This window comes from Methylobacterium sp. WL1, from assembly GCF_008000895.1.
Lineage (GTDB): Bacteria > Pseudomonadota > Alphaproteobacteria > Rhizobiales > Beijerinckiaceae > Methylobacterium.
In genome coordinates this window covers 3,139,168-3,157,001 of the sequence record NZ_CP042823.1, presented here as the reverse complement: position 1 = coordinate 3,157,001, position 17,834 = coordinate 3,139,168, and the positions used below count along the sequence as shown (strand labels likewise).

17 protein-coding genes are annotated in these 17,834 nt (G+C 68.0%); 9 read left to right on the top strand and 8 right to left on the bottom strand.

Features of this window, described 5'->3' with window-relative positions; genetic code table 11:
• Window positions 1-17: 17 nt before the first annotated feature.
• Window positions 18-962, bottom strand: coding sequence for a L,D-transpeptidase (locus FVA80_RS15380; protein WP_147906928.1), 945 nt, complete (start codon window positions 960-962; stop codon window positions 18-20).
• 359 nt (window positions 963-1,321) lie between these two features.
• Between FVA80_RS15380 and FVA80_RS15375 the strand changes: the two genes are divergently transcribed.
• The 5 genes from FVA80_RS15375 (at window position 1,322) to FVA80_RS15355 (ending at window position 6,860) form a co-directional block, all read left to right on the top strand.
• Entirely contained in the window at window positions 1,322-1,531 is a 210-nt protein-coding gene (locus tag FVA80_RS15375) for a hypothetical protein (protein ID WP_246691966.1), read from the top strand.
• A 503-nt stretch (window positions 1,532-2,034) separates the two neighbouring features.
• Window positions 2,035-3,279, top strand: coding sequence for an MFS transporter (locus FVA80_RS15370; protein ID WP_147906926.1), 1,245 nt, complete (start codon window positions 2,035-2,037; stop codon window positions 3,277-3,279).
• A 221-nt stretch (window positions 3,280-3,500) separates the two neighbouring features.
• Window positions 3,501-4,793: an MFS transporter gene (locus FVA80_RS15365; protein WP_147906925.1), complete on the top strand. Its 1,293-nt coding sequence runs from the start codon at window positions 3,501-3,503 to the stop codon at window positions 4,791-4,793.
• A 7-nt stretch (window positions 4,794-4,800) separates the two neighbouring features.
• The gene (locus FVA80_RS15360; protein ID WP_147906924.1) at window positions 4,801-6,021 is read left to right on the top strand and encodes a CoA transferase; all 1,221 of its coding nucleotides are present in this window, start codon (window positions 4,801-4,803) and stop codon (window positions 6,019-6,021) included.
• Between the two features lie 26 nt (window positions 6,022-6,047).
• Window positions 6,048-6,860, top strand: coding sequence for an enoyl-CoA hydratase/isomerase family protein (locus FVA80_RS15355; RefSeq protein WP_147906923.1), 813 nt, complete (start codon window positions 6,048-6,050; stop codon window positions 6,858-6,860).
• Window positions 6,861-6,869: 9 nt separating this feature from the next.
• On the opposite strand, the gene FVA80_RS15350 is transcribed toward FVA80_RS15355, so the two are convergent.
• Complete coding sequence (locus tag FVA80_RS15350) at window positions 6,870-7,337, bottom strand: YbaK/EbsC family protein (protein WP_147906922.1); 468 nt, start codon at window positions 7,335-7,337, stop codon at window positions 6,870-6,872.
• Window positions 7,338-7,618: 281 nt separating this feature from the next.
• On the opposite strand from FVA80_RS15350, the gene FVA80_RS15345 reads away from it, so the two are divergent.
• Together FVA80_RS15345 and FVA80_RS31955 are read left to right on the top strand one after the other, a co-directional pair.
• On the top strand, window positions 7,619-7,831 hold the full coding sequence (locus FVA80_RS15345) for a hypothetical protein (protein ID WP_147906921.1): 213 nt from the start codon (window positions 7,619-7,621) through the stop codon (window positions 7,829-7,831).
• A gap of 59 nt (window positions 7,832-7,890) precedes the next feature.
• Entirely contained in the window at window positions 7,891-8,022 is a 132-nt protein-coding gene (locus tag FVA80_RS31955; RefSeq protein WP_281406478.1) for a hypothetical protein, read from the top strand.
• A 448-nt stretch (window positions 8,023-8,470) separates the two neighbouring features.
• On the opposite strand, the gene FVA80_RS15340 is transcribed toward FVA80_RS31955, so the two are convergent.
• The 4 genes from FVA80_RS15340 to dctP form a co-directional block, all read right to left on the bottom strand.
• On the bottom strand, window positions 8,471-8,734 hold the full coding sequence (locus FVA80_RS15340; RefSeq protein ID WP_147906920.1) for a hypothetical protein: 264 nt from the start codon (window positions 8,732-8,734) through the stop codon (window positions 8,471-8,473).
• Between the two features lie 75 nt (window positions 8,735-8,809).
• Window positions 8,810-10,162 carry a TRAP transporter large permease gene (locus tag FVA80_RS15335; RefSeq protein WP_147906919.1) on the bottom strand — a complete coding sequence of 451 codons (1,353 nt, stop codon included), beginning with the start codon at window positions 10,160-10,162 and terminating at the stop codon, window positions 8,810-8,812.
• Window positions 10,162-10,851, bottom strand: coding sequence for a TRAP transporter small permease (locus FVA80_RS15330; protein ID WP_147906918.1), 690 nt, complete (start codon window positions 10,849-10,851; stop codon window positions 10,162-10,164). Before FVA80_RS15330 ends, FVA80_RS15335 begins: the two co-directional genes overlap by 1 nt.
• Window positions 10,848-11,870, bottom strand: a complete 1,023-nt coding sequence (gene dctP, locus FVA80_RS15325) for a TRAP transporter substrate-binding protein DctP (protein ID WP_147906917.1) — start codon at window positions 11,868-11,870, stop codon at window positions 10,848-10,850. The genes FVA80_RS15330 and dctP overlap by 4 nt, the downstream gene beginning before the upstream one ends.
• 195 nt (window positions 11,871-12,065) lie before the next feature.
• On the opposite strand from dctP, the gene FVA80_RS15320 reads away from it, so the two are divergent.
• Both FVA80_RS15320 and FVA80_RS15315 read left to right on the top strand, forming a co-directional pair.
• The gene (locus FVA80_RS15320) at window positions 12,066-12,719 is read left to right on the top strand and encodes a GntR family transcriptional regulator (RefSeq protein ID WP_147906916.1); all 654 of its coding nucleotides are present in this window, start codon (window positions 12,066-12,068) and stop codon (window positions 12,717-12,719) included.
• Window positions 12,720-12,835: 116 nt separating this feature from the next.
• A complete protein-coding gene (locus FVA80_RS15315; protein WP_147906915.1) occupies window positions 12,836-13,777 on the top strand; it encodes a class I SAM-dependent methyltransferase in 942 nt (313 codons plus the stop codon).
• On the opposite strand, the gene FVA80_RS15310 is transcribed toward FVA80_RS15315, so the two are convergent.
• Entirely contained in the window at window positions 13,753-14,433 is a 681-nt protein-coding gene (locus tag FVA80_RS15310; RefSeq protein WP_147906914.1) for a GntR family transcriptional regulator, read from the bottom strand. The two genes, FVA80_RS15315 and FVA80_RS15310, sit on opposite strands and share 25 nt — an antisense overlap.
• A 59-nt stretch (window positions 14,434-14,492) precedes the next feature.
• Complete coding sequence (locus FVA80_RS15305; RefSeq protein WP_246691965.1) at window positions 14,493-17,393, bottom strand: FAD-binding and (Fe-S)-binding domain-containing protein; 2,901 nt, start codon at window positions 17,391-17,393, stop codon at window positions 14,493-14,495.
• Between the last annotated feature and the right edge of the window lie 441 nt (window positions 17,394-17,834).

The window sequence follows — 17,834 nt, the reverse complement described above, 5'->3', positions numbered from 1 at the left end:
CCCCAAATCCGAAAAAATCAGTTCAGGACGACGACCTTCGAGCCGACGTTGACCCGGCTGAACAGGTCGATCGCGTCCTGGTTGATCATCCGGATGCAGCCCGAGGACACGCTCTTGCCGATCGAGAACGGCTCGAGGGTGCCGTGGATGCGGAACAGCGTGTCTTTGTTGCCCTGCCAGAGATACATGGCGCGCGCGCCCAGCGGGTTGCGCAGGCCGCCCGCGACGCCGAGGCCGCTCTGCAGCTTGTCGACCTCGCTGGCGAGCTTCGGGCTGCGGGCGATCATCTCCTTGGGCGGGTACCAATCCGGCCAGGCCTGCTTGGAATTGACCGTGGCGGTGCCGGACCACGAGAAGCCCTGCTTGCCGACGCCGACGCCGTAGCGGCGGGCGCGGCCGCCCTGCTCGACCAGGGTAAGTTGGTGGGCCCGCGGGTCCACGATGATCGTGCCCGGCTCGTAGGGGCCGTTATAGGCGATCTCCTGCCGGAGGTAGGCCGGGTTCATCTTCTTGTAGTTGAAGGCCTGGACCGGGAATACGTCGTCCGGGATCGGCCCATACGCCTTGGCGTAGTCGATCGGACCGTCGTCGGGCGCGCGCAGCACGGCCTTCGCCTTGGCCGCCTCGATCGGGGAGAGACCCTCGGCCGGTGGCGTTCCGGCGGCGCGCCGGGGCGGCGCGGTCGGATCGTCGAAATCCGGAGCGTAGACCGGGGCTGCCTGCGGCGCCGGGGCGGCCTGAGGAGCCGGGCGGACCACCGGCGGGCGGCCGGTATAGGGCAGGTAGCGGTCGCCGCGGCGGACGTAGAACGCGCCGTTCTGGTCCTGATAGAGCTGTCCGTCATCGCCGAACCCATCGATCCCGGATTCGGCGACCGGGCCGCGACCTTGGGCTTGGGCAGTCGAGGCGAGCGCGAGGACGGTGAAGCCGGCCAGGAACAGGCGGCGGAACGGGGCGGACATGGCGCGGTTTTCCCTGGATGGCGCGGCGTCACCGGGAGCGTGCGGCGGCGCGCGATCGAGCAGGCCAGCACGAATACAAAGCCAAGCTCATTCCAGGCCTTAGCAAAGATCCTGCGGCATCGCCAAGTTGCATGCGTCCTCACCGGGTGAAGTCTGCTGTCGCCGCGTGTACTTCTCCGCACTTGTGTTGCGTTCCTGCCTCAACCGCCTACCCCTCCGTTCACCCTGATGCAGGAACGGGCGGGACGAATCCGGTTCCGAGCGGCACCGGCCTTGCGCCGGTCAGCAACCTCCGGTTGATGCCAGCCACCGGCATTTTCGTCGGGCGAAGGGTCTTGGTCGTGCACGCGCGTGTTTTGGTGAGCGCTACAATTCTGGTTGCGGCCCTGGTTGTCGGACCGAGCGCGCAGGCCCGCCGGGCCGCGACGGCGGAGCCGACCAAGGTCGCCGAGCCGGCCGGGACCTGGACGTCGGGGACCCAGCCCGAGCGCGAGTGCGGCCGCGCCCGTCGCAAGTTCTGGGTGCCCCAGGAGGGTTGGATCGTCCGTACCGTCGTTTCGTGCCGTTGAGGGGGCACCGCTGAGGCGCGCGGTTTCGCGGATCGCCCGATTCCGGGGCAGGGTTGCCCGGATCGACGCCAATGCTGCCGCCGGCCGAGATCGGGTTTTTTTAGGTCGGATGCGTTGCCGGACGGTCGTGACAGCACGCAAAGTCTCGTTCGCGCATAGCGCCCCACGCCACCTCATCCCGGGTGGCGTGGGGCCAGCTGCGTCTCGCCTGTCAGTGCAAGCGCGGCGAAGTAACCGAGGAAAACACCCCGGTCCGGGATCGCGCTGGTGAGCTTCGCTGCGGTTTGAACGACGGCGTGGGCCGATTGAAGGCCGTACTGGCAGAGCGATCTCAAAAACCCTATGGCGCCCCCTAAAAATTTGGCACGCATGCTGCATTGCCGAAGCGCCGCGCCCTGCTGCGGCGGCGGAGCAACGACGCTCCAAACAGCGGACGGTGTGAGTCCGGATCCCCGGCATGAGCGACCGCGTAGCGGTTCGCCTCACTTAGACGAGCACCAGCTATGGCCAGCTTCAAGACGGCGATGAAGTCGGGTCACCCCCCGACACTGTTTGCGGCGTTCCTCTACTTCGATTTCTGCTTCGCCATCTGGGTCCTGAACGGCGCCATGGGCCCGTTCATCACCGAGACCTACAAGCTGACGCCGGCCCAGACCGGGTTCATGATCTCGCTCCCGATCTTGGCCGGCGCGCTGATGCGCTTCCCGCTCGGAATCCTCGCCCAGTATATCGGCCGGAAGAACGCTGCGATCACGGAGATGACCGTGATCATGATGGCGATGGCCTACGGCTTCTTCGCAGTCTCCTCGTACAACGATGTGCTCGCCATGGGCGTGCTGCTCGGCATCGCGGGCGCCTCCTTCGGCGTGGCTCTGTCCCTCGGCTCGGGCTGGTTCCCGCCTGAGCACAAGGGCTTGGCGATGGGCATCGCGGGGGCCGGCAATTCCGGAACCGTGCTGGCCGTGCTGTTCGCCCCGCCGCTGGCGCAGGCCTACGGCTGGCAGACCACTTACGCCTTCGCGGGCGTGGTGATGCTGATCCCGCTCGCGGTCATGATCGTGTTCGCCAAGGAGCCGCCGGATACCGCGCACCAGTCGTTCAAGGAGCACGTCTCCTGCTTGTTCACCAAGGACGGCTGGGCGTTCTCGCTGATCTACGTGATCACCTTCGGGGGCTTCGTCGGCCTGTCGAACTTCCTGCCGACCTTCTTCTACGAGCAGTTCTCGGTGACTAAGGTGGAGGCCGGCCGCCTGACCATGCTGGCGGCCTTCATGGGCTCGGGCATCCGGATCGTCGGCGGGTATTACGCCGACCGGATGGGCGGGATCGCGGTCCTGTCGGTGGTGCTGCTCGCGGCGATCGCGACCTTCCTGTCGCTGATGGCGACGCCCTCGCTCGCCGTGACCACGCTGCTGTTCATGCTCTGCTTCGCGGCGCTCGGTGCCGGCAACGGCGCCCTGTTCCAGCTCGTGCCCCTGCGCTGGCCGGCCAACACCGCCGTCGCAGGCTCGATGATCGGCGAGGTCGGGGCGCTCGGCGGCGCGATCCTGCCGAACGTCATGGGCCTCTCGAAGCAGTACACCGGCTCATTCTCGCTCGGCTTCGTCGGCTACGCGGTGTTCACGACCGCGGTGCTCGGATGCCTGATGCTGTGGCAGCGCAAGTGGGTCGGTAGCTGGGTCGGTCCGCGCGGCAAGGCGCTGGGCGGCGAGGCGGAGACCGGTCAGCTCCAGCCAGCGACGGTTTGACGGAACCGACACGATCCAGACCCGCAAACGTCCAACGGGAGCCGCAAGGCTCCCGTTTTTCGTTCGAGGCGCTCAAATTGAATTCGTGCTGGGTCCCCTCGACGCATGGTTGCCTTCCGGTGCAAGAGGCGTTTGAATAACGAATACCAAAATGCGCACGTCCCTCCGGACGGGGCGCGAGGCGACCGCGAAACGCGGCGTTTCCGAGGGAGGAATGGTCGATGTTGAAGCGCGTCAGCGCCACCAACGCCGTGCTCGGCCTGCTCTGCGTGATGTATTTCATCACGTATCTGGACCGCGTGAACATCGCGACCGCCGGCGCCGAGATCATCCGCGAATTCGGCATGTCGAAGACCGACTTCGGTCTGATCCTGTCGGCCTTCGCCTACCCGTACGCGATCTTCCAGGTGATCGGCGGCTCCGTCGGCGATAAGTTCGGGGCGCGGCGCACGCTGCTGGTCTGCGGTCTGGTCTGGGCCTCGGCCACGATCCTGACCGGTTTGGTCGGCGGCATCGTCAGCCTGTTCCTGGCCCGCGTACTGCTCGGCTTCGGTGAGGGCGCGACCTTCCCGACCGCAACCCGGGCCATGCAGAACTGGACCGCTCCGGGCCGGCGCGGCTTCGCGCAGGGCATCACCCACGCCTTCGCCCGGCTCGGCAACGCCGTGGCGCCGCCGATCGTGGCGTTCCTGATGTACCATTTCGGATGGCGCACCAGCTTCGTGATCCTGGGCGGGATCAGCTTCGTATGGGTGGTAATCTGGTACCTGTATTTCCGAGACGATCCGTCCGATCACCCGAAGATCACCGCCGATGAACTCGACGCGCTGCCGCCGCCGCGCAAGGTCGGCGCGAAGCAATCGGTGCCGTGGGGACCGCTTGCCCGGCGCATGCTGCCGGTGACGATCACGTATTTCTGCTACGGCTGGACCCTGTGGCTGTTCCTCGGCTGGCTTCCGAGCTTCTTCAAGGAGAATTACGGCCTCGACCTGAAGAACTCGGCCCTGTTCGCGTCGGGGGTCTTCTTCGCCGGCGTCGTCGGCGATACGGTCGGCGGCATGCTGAGCGACTCGATCCTCCATCGCACCGGCAACGTGAAGCTCGCGCGCCTGTCGGTGATCGTGGTCGGCTTCCTCGGCGCGGCCGCGAGTCTGGCGGGCGTGTTCCTCACCCGCGACCTGACCCTGGTGGCGCTGCTGCTGTCCTCCGGCTTCTTCTTCGCCGAGCTGGTGATCGGCCCGATCTGGTCGGTGCCGATGGACATCGCGCCGAAATATGCCGGCACCGCCAGCGGGCTGATGAACACCGGTTCGGCCATTGCTGCGATCGTCTCACCGATCGTGTTCGGGCTCATCGTCGACCTGACCGGGAGCTGGACGTTGCCGTTCGTCGGCTCGGTCGGCCTATGCCTGCTCGGGGCGGCCCTCGCCTTCACGATGCATCCCGAGCGCGAGTTCGTGGACCCCGTCACCGGGCCGGTGGGTCCCGTGGCGCCCGCGCCGGCCGGGGAGTAGCGCCGCGATGGTGGAGACGACCGGACGGTCCGGGCCGCTCGCCGGCATGCGGGTGATCGAGCTGGCTCACATCATGGCCGGCCCGGTCTGCGGCCTGATGCTCGCCGACATGGGCGCGGAGGTCATCAAGGTCGAGAAGATGGACGGCGACGACACCCGCCGCACCGTCCCCCCGGCGCTCGAGGGCGAGAGCGCCGCCTACATGATGATGAACCGCGGCAAGCGCGGGCTGAGCCTCGACCTCAAGAACCCGGACGGCTTGGCGGTGCTGCGCCGGCTGCTCGGGACGGCCGACGCGCTGATCGAGAATTACCGCGGCGGCACCATGGAGCGCCTCGGCATTGGCTACGACAGCCTGCGGCAGGAGTTTCCCGCACTGGTCTACTGCTCGCTCTCGGGCTTCGGCCGCACTGGACCCTATGCCGACCGCGCCGGGTTCGACCTGGTCGCGCAAGGGATGAGTGGTCTGATGTCGGTGACCGGGGAGGGCCCCGGCCGGCCGCCGATGAAGTGCGGACCGCCGGTGACCGACATCACCGCCGGGATCCTGGCCGCCATGGGCGTGCTCGCGGCCTATGTGCACCGGCTGAAGACCGGACGGGGCCAAGCGGTCGACACCTCGCTGTTCGAGGCCGGGATCACCCACACTTACTGGCAGTCGGCCATCGCCATGGCCACCGGGATCGCCCCGGGGCCGATGGGCTCGGCCCATCCGCTGAACGCCCCCTACGAGGCGTTCGAGACCGCCGACGGCTGGATCACTATCGGGGCGGCCAACCAGACCAACTGGCTGCGGATGCTCAAGGCGATCGACGCCGAGGCCCTGGCCGAGGATCCGCGCTTCGCCCTCAACCGCGACCGCATGGCCAACCGCCACGAACTCGCCGCCACCCTGGCGCCGATCTTCTCCGCGGAGACGTCGGAGGTCTGGCTCGGACGCCTCGAAGCCGGGGGCGTCCCGGCGGGGCCGGTGCTCGACGTCAACGCCATGCACCGGGACCCGCAGACGCTCGCTCGCGAGATGGTGGTGGAGGTCGAGCACAGCCGGGTCGGCCGCATGAAGACGCTCGGTCTGCCGGTGAAGTTTTCCGACACGCCCGGTCGGGTCCACGGACCTGCGCCGTTGCTCGGCGAGCATTCCCGAGCGATCCTGGGCGAGGCGGGCTACACCGCCGCCGAGATCGACGGCCTGATCGACAGGGGCGTGGTCCGCGAGACCGCGGCCTGAATCCTCCCCGACCCGGAGACGCAGCGATGAGTGCCACGCCCGCCACCGACGAGCTGCTGTTCACCACCGACGCGGCCGGGATCGCCCGGATCGTCCTCAATCGGCCGCAGGCGCGAAACGCGCTGACCTTCGCGATGTACCAGGGGCTGATCACCTGTTGCGAGGCGATCGCCGCCGATCCGGCCGTGAAGGCGCTGATCATCACCGGTGCCGGCGACAAGGCCTTCGCGGCCGGCACCGACATCGCCCAGTTCCGCAGCTTCGAGACCGCCGAGGACGCGCTGGGCTACGAGCGCTTCATGGACCGGGTGCTCGGCGCCCTGGAACGGCTGCGGGTGCCGACCATCGCGGCGATCGCCGGCGCCTGCACGGGTGGTGGCGCCGCCATAGCGGCGGCCTGCGACCTGCGGATCGCCACACGCGACGCCCGATTCGGCTTCCCCATCGCCCGAACCCTCGGCAACTGCCTCAGCCAGGGTAATCTCAAGCGGCTCTCGGGGCTGATCGGTCCGGCGCGGGTGAAGGACATCATCTTCACCGCACGCCTCGTGGGCGCCGAGGAGGCGCTGTCCATCGGCCTCGTCGGCGAGGTGGTGGACGACCGCGCGGCGCTGACCGACCGCGTCGACGCCCTGGCACAGCTGCTCGCCGGCCACGCGCCGCTCACCATGCAGGCCACCAAGGAAGGCCTGCGCCGCCTCGCCGAGGAGGAGCCGACCGCCGATGGCGCGCCGCATCCCGGCGATGACCTGACCCTGCTGTGCTACATGAGCCAGGATTTTCGGGAGGGCATGGAGGCGTTCCTGGGCAAGCGCACGCCGGAATGGAGTGGCCGTTGAGCCCTTCGCTCACCCGGGCTCCTGGCAGACATCGACCCAGACGGCCCCGGTCAATTCGGCCATGCGGCCGGGGGTGATGCGCACGGAGCTGTTCGTGCTGCCGGCCGCCGGGACGACCTCGTCGAAGGCCCGGAGCGAGACGTCGCAATAGACCGGCAGCGGCGCGGCCAGCCCGAACGGGCAGACCCCGCCGACCGGGTGGCCCGTGAGCGCTTCGACCTCGCCGAGATCGAGCATCCGGACCTTGCCACCGAACACGGCCTTCGCCTTCCTGTTGTCGAGGCGCGCGTCGCCGCGGGTCACCACCAAGGCGACCTGATCGCCGATGCGGATCGAGAGCGTCTTGGCGATCTGAGCCGGGGCGACCCCGTGGCCGGCGGCGGCTTCCACCACGGTCGCAGTGCGGGTGGACAGCTCGATGACCGCGATGTCGGGCGCCTTGTCGGCGAAGAACGCGCGGACCGTCTCAAGACTCATGAAGGTGTCCTTCGGGTAACGCAGGCCGTGGCGAGGGCGGCCGATAGATCAGCGAAGCATCCGGAAAACCCGCGTCGCCGTTCATAGAGGATGCGGGCGTGGCGGGGAAAGCGCTGCAGTTTGACCTGCAGCCAACTCCGCGCTGAATCGGGATGCGCCGCCGCGAAGCGACTATCTTTTGCGGCGGTTTGGGCGCAGGCTCATTGCATTACCGGAAGAGCGGCAACAGGCTCCGGTGACTGAGGACGGCATGTCCCCGCCTGTGATCGGCGGACGAAGACATGGCAAACTTCCTCGTATTCCCGGCCACCCCGTCCGGCGCGCCGACGACCTACCAGGCCTACCGGTTCTCCCCGAATGGCAGCGTCCGTTCGACCGTCCCGGTGGACGCCCTGGATGACGACGCGGCCGAGCGCCACGCCACCACCCTGCTAGACGGTCACCGCATCGAGCTCTGGGCCCGCGGGCGCTTCATCGCGCATGTCAAACCGTAGGCCATCGCTGCCGCGACCGCGCCGTCACGTCACCCGCCTCGAACCGAAGGATCGACAGCATGGCCTCCGAGAAGCAGCGTAGCAATCGTGAGACGAAGAAGCCCAAGAAGGCGGTGCCGAAGATGAATGCGGCGGCACCGTCGCAGAAGAACCCCGTCTCGGCGGCCGTTAAGAAGTCCGAGGGACGCTGAATTCAGGCGGATCGGTTCGCGCGTGTCGGCATTGTACAACGCGCGATGCCGGCAGCGTTGCCAGAGTTCAAAACCACGTCTGGCGAGATCGGATTTCGAGGGTTTTTAACCGACCGTGCACCGCGTTTCGGTGCGGTCGCCCACGGGCTTGCGCACCGGAAACCGGTGCGGGATCCCTCATCCCGAACAACGCGACGTCCTAAAACTGGCCTCTTTGGGCCGCCACGCGCGGCCTTCTCCGTGCGGGCGAGGGGACCCACGTTCCATCCCGCCCCCGTATTGCCCGGCCCGAGCGGCGGATCCGCCTGCGCGCACGGGAGAAGAGCCCCACCACGCTCTTTGGCTCATCCCCCCGAATCTTACGCGCTCTTAGCGGGAAGTCCTTCAGGATGACCTGAGCGGGCCGGCACAGCCTCCTCGAACACGCTCGGAACCCGCCGCCCCGCCTTCACCCCTTCAACGGTCGTGCCTGCAGGATCGCCGCCCGCACGAAGGGCCGCTTCAACTGCGTGCCGACATTGGCGCGCCCGACGAATTCCTGGGCACCGGGATGGCTGCGCACCGCCTTGACGAGGTTCAGCCGGTGGCCGCTGCGGAACCGGTAGGGCTCGCCCACCGCCCCGGCGAGGAACGCCTCGACGCTGGCGTCGATCTCGTCCTCGGCGATCACGTTCGCCGTGTGCAGCATCTGGATGGTCTGAAGGTCGGTCATCTCGAATATATAGGGCAGCGGCGCCGGTCACACAGCGAAGGTTACCGGCACCGCCGTTTGTTGGGAAGTCCGGCGCTACCGCGTCGTCGCGAGGAGCAGGTCCGGCAGCCACATGGCGATCCCCGGCACCAGGCACAGGATCAGGATCGCCACCGCCATCAGGATCACGAAGGGCAGGGTGCCCCAGATGATGTCCGAGAGCGGGATGTCGGGGGCGATGTTCTTGATGACGAAGATGTTGAGGCCCACCGGCGGGTGGATCAGCCCCATCTCCATGGTGATGGTCATCACCACTCCGAACCACACCAGGTCGAAGCCCGCGGCCTTGAGGGGCGGCAGGATGATCGGGGCGGTCATCAGGATGATCGAGACCGGCGGCAGGAAGAAGCCGAGCACGATCACCAGGCCGAGGATCGTCACCAGCAGCACCCAGGGCGAGAGCTGCATCGCCACGATCGCGGCCGCGGCCGATTGCGACAGATGCAGGTAGCTCATCACGTAGGCGTAGAGCAGCGACATGCCGATGATCAGCATCAGCATGGTCGATTCCCGCAACGTCGCGATCAGGATCGGGCTGACGTCCCGGAACCGCCACACGCCGTAGATCGCGGCGATCAGGCCGAGCGCCAGCAGGCCGCCGAGACCGGCCGTCTCCGAGGGCGTGGCGTAGCCGCCGTAGAGCGCCACCATCACGCCGGTGAGCAGGACCACGAACGGCAGCACCCGCGGCAACGTCGAGAAGCGCTGGGCCATGCTGTATTGTTCGTCGGCCAGGATCGGCGAGGCCGGTCCGCCGCGCTCCAGCACCGCCTTGGCGGCGGTGAATTCCGACCGGAACCGGTACATCGCCCAAGTGGCGAACAGGGCGACCAGCAACAGCCCCGGTCCGATCCCGGCCAGGAACAGGCGCCCAAGGGATTGCTCCGAGGCGACCGCGTACAGGATCATGGTGATCGAGGGCGGCAGCAGGATCCCGAGGGTCCCGCCGGCCGCGATGATCCCGGCGGCGAAGCCCGGCGAGTACCCGCGCTTGCGCATCTCCGGAATGCCGGCCGAGCCGATCGCCGAGCAGGTCGCCGGGCTCGAGCCCGCCATGGCGGCGAACAACGCGCAGGCGAAGACGTTTGCGATGCCGAGGCCGCCGGGGATGCGATGCATCCAGGCATGCATCGCCGAATAGAGGTCCTGGCCCGCCCGGGACCGCCCGATCGCCGCGCCCTTCAGGATGAACAGCGGGATCGACAGCAGGGTGATCGAGGCCATCTCCTCGTAGACGTTCTGCGCGACCGTATCGAGGGAGGCGCTCGGCATGAACGCGACCATGAAGGCCAGCGCCACCGCGCCGAGCGCGAACGCGATGGGGATGCCCGACAGCATCGCCCCGAGGGTGGCTCCCGCATACAGGAAGCCGATCGCCGCCGTGCTCATCACTTGACCCTCGCGTCGACCGTCCGGCCCATCGGATCGGGCCCCTGCGGGGTGACCGCGGGCGCGTCGCGCATATCCTTGTTGACGTCGGCGCCGATGCCGATCTTCGGCTTGGCCCAGCCCGCCGCCCGCGGCCCGTAGAGCAGAGCCTCGGCGATCTGCAGGACGAATTGCAGGCACAGCAGGCTCATGCCGGCGGCCATCAGCGTGTAGGGGATCCAGAGCGGGGGCCCCCAGGTCGATTGCGAGGTCTGGCCGTCGACCCAGGCCTCGTGGTCGAGGGACCAGCTCTTCCAGGCGAAGAACAGGCAGAACATCAGGCTGATCACGTCTACCAGCAGCAGCCGGACCCGGTTGACCGCCGGCGGCAGCAGCCCGGTCAGCGCCTCGATCGCGACGTGACCGCGCTTGGCCTGGACCCCGGCGGCGGAGAAGAAGGTCGCCCCGACGATCAGGAAGACCGCCATCTCGTCCTGCCAGTCGGTGGGCTCCTTCAGGAGGTAGCGGACAACGACGCTGTGGCTCAGCACTAGGCAGGCGCCGACGAGGCAGAGGCCGCCGAGGCCGAGGATCACGCGGTTGATGCCGCGCAGCGCCCGGTCGAACAGGCCGAGCAGGCCGGGAAGGCGCGGCTCCTCTGCGCCCTTCGCGTCCGGGATCGCGGTGGCGGCGTCGAAGCCGTGGCTCACGCGACCTGCTCCGCCAGCTTCAGCAACTCCGCGCAGCTCGCGTTGCGGCCGGCATAGTCCTTCCAGGCGGTCTCCCGGGCGAGTTCGCGCCACTGGCTCAGCGACTGCTCGTCGAGCTGCGAGACCTTGGCGCCGGCCTTGGAGAAGATCGCCTCCACCCGAGTGTCATCCTCCTTCGCGCCCGCCTGCCCGAAGGCTTCCAGTTCGGCGCCCACCGCCATGATCAGGTCCTGCTGGTCCTTCGGCAGGCCGGAGAACACCGTCTTGGACATCATGATCGGCTCGAGCATGAACCAGTAGGAGCGCTCACGGCCCGAGGTCAGCGCCTTCGCGAGCTCCTCCAGGCGGAACGAGATCAGGCTGGTGGACGAGGTGATCACCGCGTCACAGGCCCCGGTCTGCATCGCAGCGTAGGATTCGTTCGACGGGATCGACAGGGTGGCGGCACCGGCCTGCTTCATCATCAGGTCCATCTCGCGGGAGCCGCCGCGGACCTTCATGCCCTTGGCGTCGGCCGGCGCGATCAGCCCCCGCTCGCGGCTGGCGACACCGCCGGCCTGCCAGACCCAGGAGACCAGCACGATCCCCTTGGACTCCAAAAGCTCTGTGAGCTTGCGGCCCACCGGCGCCGACTTCCATGCCAGAGCCTGCGCGTAGGAGGTCACGAGCGCCGGCATCAGGCCGATGTTCAGCTCCGCGATCTCGCCGCCCGCGTAGGGGCTCGGGTAGAGCGACATGTCGAGCGCGCCCTTGCGCATGGCGCCGAACTGGGCGTTCGTCTTCATCAGCGAGGAGCCCGGATAGACCTGAACCTCCAGCGCGCCCTTCGAGCGCTCGCCGACCGCCTGGGCGAATTTCCGGCACATCCGGTCCCGGAAATCGCCCTCGTCGATGGTCCCGCCCGGGAACTGGTGGGACAGCTTCAGGACGGTCGCGGCTTGCGCGGCGCCGAGGCCGAATCTCAGGATGGCGGGCGCCGCGAGGGCGGCTGCAACCAGCGAACGACGTGTTGGCGTCATGGCGTTCTCCCGCACCGCACACTTGGCGGCACCAATTTTGTGCGTCGCAATACTAATATGCTGCGCTTGTATGCACGAAAGACGCTCTTGTATATTTTGTCAACACTGAAGCATATGTGACTGGCGGAACGTCGGCCGGTGTTTCAGGAAGCCGAGGCAGGCAGCGTCCATGGTCGGCGCAGAGGGACCGGAGGGATGAGTCACGCCCAGCGCCTGAGGCAGCGGATCGAGGACGAGATCGTCTCGGGCGATCTTGCGCTCGGGTCGCGCCTCGATGAGAACCAGCTGGCTTTGCGCTTCGGCGTCTCGCGCACGCCGATCCGGGAGGCGTTGCTGCAACTGGCGGCGACCGGCCTGGTCCAGGCCAAGCCGCGGCGGGGCGCCATCGTGAGCGCGCCGGAGCCATATCTCCTGCTTGCGATGTTCGAGGCCATGGCGGAGATCGAGGCGGCCTGCGGCCGTCTCGCCGCCCGGCGCCTGGTCCCCGAGGATTCGGAGGCCCTGCAGGCGGCGCTCGCCGGCTGCAAGGCGGCGATGGCCCAGGAAGATACCGAGAGCTACTACGCCGAGAATTACGTGTTCCATACGGTGGTCTACCGGGCGAGCCGCAACGCCTTCCTGGCCGAGCAGGCCCTATCGCTGCACCGTCGGCTTGCGCCCTACCGCAGGTTGCAACTACGGGTCCGGCAGCGGCTTCCGCAATCGTTGGCCGAGCATGAGGGGATCGTGGCCGCGATCATGGCCGGCGACGAAGTCGCGGCGGCCGAAGCCCTGCGCAGCCACGTCATCGTCCAGGGCGACCGCTTCACAGATCTGTTGGCCGGACTCCGGACGCCGAGCGCCGCCTGAGCGTGCCAGGTGGACAGCTTAACCGTAAACCCCGGCGAGGATTGCTTAGCTTGCCGATCCGACTCGACTAGAAGTTGAGCTATCGGCATGTTCGTCCCGAGAAATCGGGGAAGGTCATGCTGAAGGACATCGTGAGAAGCGCCGGGCGCCGGGCCGGACTAGACATCTTCCGGGCGAGCACCGAGCCGTTCCGCTGGAGCCATACGGTCCACGATTACCACCCGGTGGTGCCGTCCTCCCGCTGGACGCCCGGAAGCGCGCCACACGGCCAACTCCGATCGGTCCTGGCCCGGGAGAGCGCAGCCTACGACGCGTTCCTGACGGCATTGGAAGCGCAGGCCGACCTGCTCCACAGCGTCCCCCACGATCCCGCCATCGGCGATCCGGCGACGCCGCACTGGAACAACACCTGGTTCACGGCCCTCGACGCGGCCGCCCTGATGACGATGCTCGCCTGGAAGCGTCCGGCCCGCTACCTCGAGATCGGGTCCGGCTGCTCCACGTGCTTTGCCCGCTACACGATCGATGCGCTGACATTGCCGACCGCGATCACCTCGATCGACCCGATGCCCCGCCGCGAGATCGATGCGCTCTGCGACACGACGCTTCGCACGCCCCTCGAAGGCTGCGACCTCCGGATCTTCGAAGAGTTGCGCGCCGGGGACATCGTTTTCTTCGACGGATCACACAGATCCTTCGCCAATTCCGACGTGACGGTGTTCTTCTTCGAAGTCATGCCCCGGCTCGCCCCGGGCGTGATCGTGCAGATCCACGACATCTTCATCCCGGACGACTACCCGGCCGCGTGGAACTGCCGACTGTACAACGAGCAGTACCTGCTCGCCGCCATGCTGATGTGCGGGGCGCCGCCGTTCCGGGTGACCGCCCCGGTGATGTATCTCTGCCAGGATCCGGCGACGAGCGCCCGGGTGGAGGCGGTCTTCGCCGCCCGCGGGCCGGGGCCCGGCATCCCGTTCCTCTACCCCAACGATTCCCGCACCCCGGGCGCTTCGTTCTGGTTCGAGATGACGGCTCAGTCGACCTCTACAACCCCGTAATTGGCTGCGATCACGGACTTTTTCCCGCGGATGTGCTCGCGCATCAGGGTCGCGAGGACGGTGCCGTCCCGGGCGCGCAGCAACGCGATCATGCGCTCGTGCTCCGAGACGGCCCGGGCCCACTGATCCGGGGTCTGCCGGGCGGAGTAGCGCGACCGCTGGATTCGGCCGGACAGGCTCTCGTAGATGTTGGCGAGAACGGTGTTGCGGCTCGCCGCCATGATGCCTTCGTGGATCTGCCGGTTGCGGCTGAAATATCCAGCCTCGTCACCCGCCTTCCAGGCCGCCACCATCGCTTCGTGGTCGGCCTCGATCGCGTCGATCTCGGAATCCGAGATCGTCCGGCAGGCGAGATCGCCCGCAGTGGCTTCGAGCCCGGCGATCACCTCCATCATCTCCTCGAGTTCGGTCTCTGAGATGCTGGCGACGCGCGCCCCGCGGTTGGGGAGGAGTTCGAGCAAGCCCTCGGTCGCGAGGATCTTGATCGCCTCTCGCAGGGGCGTGCGCGAGATCCCGAAACGCTCCGTCAGTTCGCCTTCGTTGATCCGCGCCTTCGGCTCCATCTCTCCGGAGCGGATCAGTTCGCGCATCCGGTCCGCCACCTCGTCGTGAAGATAGCGGCGGCTGATCCCGATGCCGGGGTCGATCTTGTTCATGGGCCCACGGTGCACGCACGGTCAAAGCAACCTATGTGCATGTGTAGGTGCCCGGCAATTCAGTGTCGAGGCGGCGGGGCATGCACGAGCGCGTCATCGAGGAGGCGGGCCACGTGTTCCGCGCGCAGGCCGAGGCCGTCGTGGATCTGGTGACGGCAGCTCGTTCCATCGGCCACCACGATGTCGCCGGGCCCGGCCGCGCGCAGGGCGGGGAAGAGGGACAGCTCGGCCATCGCGAAGGAGGTGTCGATCGTCTCGGCGCCGTAGCCGAACGCCCCGGCCATGCCGCAGCAACTGGATTCGATGACCCGCACATCGAGGCCGGGCACGCTCCGCAGCACCGTTTCCACCGAGCCCATCACGCCGAAAGATTTCTGGTGACAATGCCCGTGCAGGTGCGCGATGCGGCCCCCCTGGTCGGCGAGCGGCAGCGTGATCCGCCCGGCCGCCAGATCGCCGGCCAACAGCTCCTCGAACAGGAGCGATTGCCGGGCCAACAGAGCGGTCTCGTCGCCCGGCAGCAATGCGGAAAACTCGTCCCGGAAGGTCAGCAGGCAGGACGGCTCCAGGCCGACCACGCGGGCGCCGGCCCGGATGTACGGCAGGAGCGTATCGAGGGTCCGGCGTGCCTCGGCGCGGGCGCGGTCGGTCTGGCCGGAGGCGAGCCAGGTCCGACCGCAGCAGAGCGGGCGCCGCCCCCGGGTCGGATAGACCCGGTGGAGCCGGTATCCCGCCACCCGGAGCACCCGCTCGGCCGCCTCCAGGTTCTCCCGCTCGAAGGCGCGGTTGAAGGTGTCGCCGAACAGGATGATGTCGCGGAAATCGCCCGTCACGTCGCCGGGATGCGCCGCCTCGCCCTGCTCGCTCCAGGGGCGCCGCCAGCGCGGCAGCGACCGCTTGGCCGAGAGACCGACCATCCGCTCCGAGAGGGCCGCCAGCGCCGGGTGCCGGTCGCGCAGGTTGAGGAGCGGGGCGAGCTTGGCGGCGATCCCGGCGTAATGCGGCATCAGGCCGATCAGCCGGTCGCGCAGGGGCAGCCCGTGGCGGGCGTGGTAGTGGTGCAGGAACTCCACCTTCATCTTGGCCATGTCGACCCCGGTCGGGCATTCCCGCCGGCAGGCCTTGCAGGAGACGCACAGGTCGAGGGTGCGCTTCATCGCCTTGCTGGTGAAGGCGTCGGGCCCGAGCTGACCCGAGATGGCGAGGCGCAGCGAATTGGCCCGGCCGCGGGTGAGGTGCTCCTCCTCGCGGGTCGCCCGGTAGGACGGGCACATCGCCCCGCCGGCGAGCTTCCGACAGGTGCCGTTGTTGTTGCACATCTCGACCGCCGAGCCGAAGCCGCCCCAGTCCGACCAGTCGAGGGCGGGCTTCACGGGCTCGGTCATCGCGTAGTCGGGCTTGAACCGGAACAGGCTCCGGTCGTCCATGCTCAGCGGCCGGACGATCTTGCCGGGATTGAGCCGGTTCTCGGGGTCGAACGCGTCCTTCACCGTCTCGAACGCGCCGGTCAGGACCGGTCCGAACAGCGGCGCGATGTATTCCGAGCGTGAGATGCCGTCGCCGTGCTCGCCGGAATAGGAACCCTTGTACCGGCGCACCAGTTCGGAGGTCTCCTCCGCGATGGCGCGCATGCGCGTCACGTCGCCCCCGTCCTTCATGTCCAGGATCGGTCGGACATGGAGGCAGCCTACGGAGGCGTGGGCATACCAGGTGCCGCGGGTACCGTGCTTGGTGAACACCGCGGTGACCGCATCGGTGTAGTCGGCGAGGTGCTCCAGCGGCACCGCGCAATCCTCGATGAACGAGACCGGCTTCGCGTCGCCCTTCATCGACATCATGATGTTGAGGCAGGCCTCGCGCACCTCCCACACGGAGCGCTGGCGCGCCGGCTCCAGGATCTCCACGACCGCGTCGGCATGGCCGCGGTCGGCCATGCAGGCGTCCAGGCGCTTCAGGTCGCGCTTCAGGGCAGCGAGGTCGTCCCCGGCGAACTCCGCGAGCAGCAGGCAGTTCGGCTTGCCGCGGGTGATGTCTGCCAGCGTCGCGCGGAACAGCGGGATGTCGGCGCCGAGCACCAGCACGTTGTTGTCGACCAACTCGACCGCCACCGGATCGAGCGCCACGATGTGCTGGGTCGTCTCCATGGCGGCCCGGAACGACGGAAAGTGGCAGACGCCCATCACCCGGTGCGCGGGCAGGCGCGACAGCTTGAGGGTGACCGAGGTCGTCGCGGCGAGCGTTCCTTCCGAGCCGACCAGCAGATGCGCGAGGTTCGGGCGCGGCTCGATCAGCGCGTCGAGGTTGTATCCCCCCACACGCCGCTGGACCTTCGGATAACGGGCTTCAATCTCGTCGCGATGGCTCTCGGCCAGCGCGCGCATGCGGCCCGCCAAGGCTTCCGCGTGGCTGGCGCCCGTGACACCAGTGACCGCGTTGCCGGTGAGGCCGAAGCCGAACGCCTCGCCGCCGGGAAGCAGGGCGTCGATCGCCAGGACGTTGTCGCTCATCTTGCCGTAGCGCAGCGAGCGGGCGCCGCAGGAATTGTTGCCGGCCATGCCGCCGATGGTGCAGCGGGTCGCCGTCGAGGGCTCCACCGGGAAGAACCAGCCGTCCGCCTTCACGCGGGTGTTGAGCCGCTCCAGCACCATGCCGGGTTCGACGGTGATCGTGCCGGCCTCGGGGTCGTAGGCGCGGACGCCGTTGAAGTGGCGCGAGCAATCGACGACGAGGCCGGAGCCGATCGGCTGCCCGTTCTGAGAGGTGCCGCCGCCCCGCAGGATCACCGGGGCGCCGTGATCGGCGGCGATCCGCAGCGTCGCAGCGATATCCGCGGCCGAGCGCGGCAGCACCACGCCGGCGGGCATGATCTGGTAGATCGACGCGTCGGTGCTGTAGCGGCCGCGGGTGAACGCATCGAACCGCGCTTCGCCCTGAAGTTGCTCGGCGAGTTTGCGCGCCATTCCGCCATCCAGGCGTGCCGCCGCCCGCGGCGATGCCGCAGTTCGAGCCTTGGCTTGCGTCACGGCCGATCCCTCCCGAAGGCGCGTCCCCGCCCATGGAGCGATCGTATTCAAAATTCACGAGAGAGGGAACGGCTGGTTGAGGGAGAGGCCTTTAGGCACACCCTGCCAATATCGTTGTCTACGGATCGATTGGACGCCCCGCATCCACCGCGTCACCCCGGGGCCGCTTGGCGGAGCCCTGGGTCCATAACCACCAACGGCGCAGCAACTTGCACGGTTGGTGTTTCTGGATTCCGGGCTCGCCTGCGGCGCCCCGGAATGACATTGTGAATATTCGTTTCGACGGAGCGGAAAAGATCTACGAGAACACAGATTTAATTAAACGCCTCGTCCCGCGTACCGCCGCCCCTTTTTGCGTATCAAGCCGTCATCGCTCGA

Excerpts from the sequence above, each read along its gene's own strand:
- FVA80_RS15380 (WP_147906928.1), bottom strand. The coding sequence starts at position 962 with ATGTCCGCCCCGTTCCGCCGCCTGTTCCTGGCCGGCTTCACCGTCCTC.
- FVA80_RS15370 (WP_147906926.1), top strand. The coding sequence starts at position 2,035 with ATGGCCAGCTTCAAGACGGCGATGAAGTCGGGTCACCCCCCGACACTG.
- FVA80_RS15365 (WP_147906925.1), top strand. The coding sequence starts at position 3,501 with ATGTTGAAGCGCGTCAGCGCCACCAACGCCGTGCTCGGCCTGCTCTGC.
- FVA80_RS15360 (WP_147906924.1), top strand. The coding sequence starts at position 4,801 with ATGGTGGAGACGACCGGACGGTCCGGGCCGCTCGCCGGCATGCGGGTG.
- FVA80_RS15355 (WP_147906923.1), top strand. The coding sequence starts at position 6,048 with ATGAGTGCCACGCCCGCCACCGACGAGCTGCTGTTCACCACCGACGCG.
- FVA80_RS15350 (WP_147906922.1), bottom strand. The coding sequence starts at position 7,337 with ATGAGTCTTGAGACGGTCCGCGCGTTCTTCGCCGACAAGGCGCCCGAC.
- FVA80_RS15345 (WP_147906921.1), top strand. The coding sequence starts at position 7,619 with ATGGCAAACTTCCTCGTATTCCCGGCCACCCCGTCCGGCGCGCCGACG.
- FVA80_RS31955 (WP_281406478.1), top strand. The coding sequence starts at position 7,891 with ATGGCCTCCGAGAAGCAGCGTAGCAATCGTGAGACGAAGAAGCCCAAG.
- FVA80_RS15340 (WP_147906920.1), bottom strand. The coding sequence starts at position 8,734 with ATGACCGACCTTCAGACCATCCAGATGCTGCACACGGCGAACGTGATC.
- FVA80_RS15335 (WP_147906919.1), bottom strand. The coding sequence starts at position 10,162 with ATGAGCACGGCGGCGATCGGCTTCCTGTATGCGGGAGCCACCCTCGGG.
- dctP (WP_147906917.1), bottom strand. The coding sequence starts at position 11,870 with ATGACGCCAACACGTCGTTCGCTGGTTGCAGCCGCCCTCGCGGCGCCC.
- FVA80_RS15320 (WP_147906916.1), top strand. The coding sequence starts at position 12,066 with ATGAGTCACGCCCAGCGCCTGAGGCAGCGGATCGAGGACGAGATCGTC.
- FVA80_RS15315 (WP_147906915.1), top strand. The coding sequence starts at position 12,836 with ATGCTGAAGGACATCGTGAGAAGCGCCGGGCGCCGGGCCGGACTAGAC.
- FVA80_RS15310 (WP_147906914.1), bottom strand. The coding sequence starts at position 14,433 with ATGAACAAGATCGACCCCGGCATCGGGATCAGCCGCCGCTATCTTCAC.
- FVA80_RS15305 (WP_246691965.1), bottom strand. The coding sequence starts at position 17,393 with ATGGCGCGCAAACTCGCCGAGCAACTTCAGGGCGAAGCGCGGTTCGAT.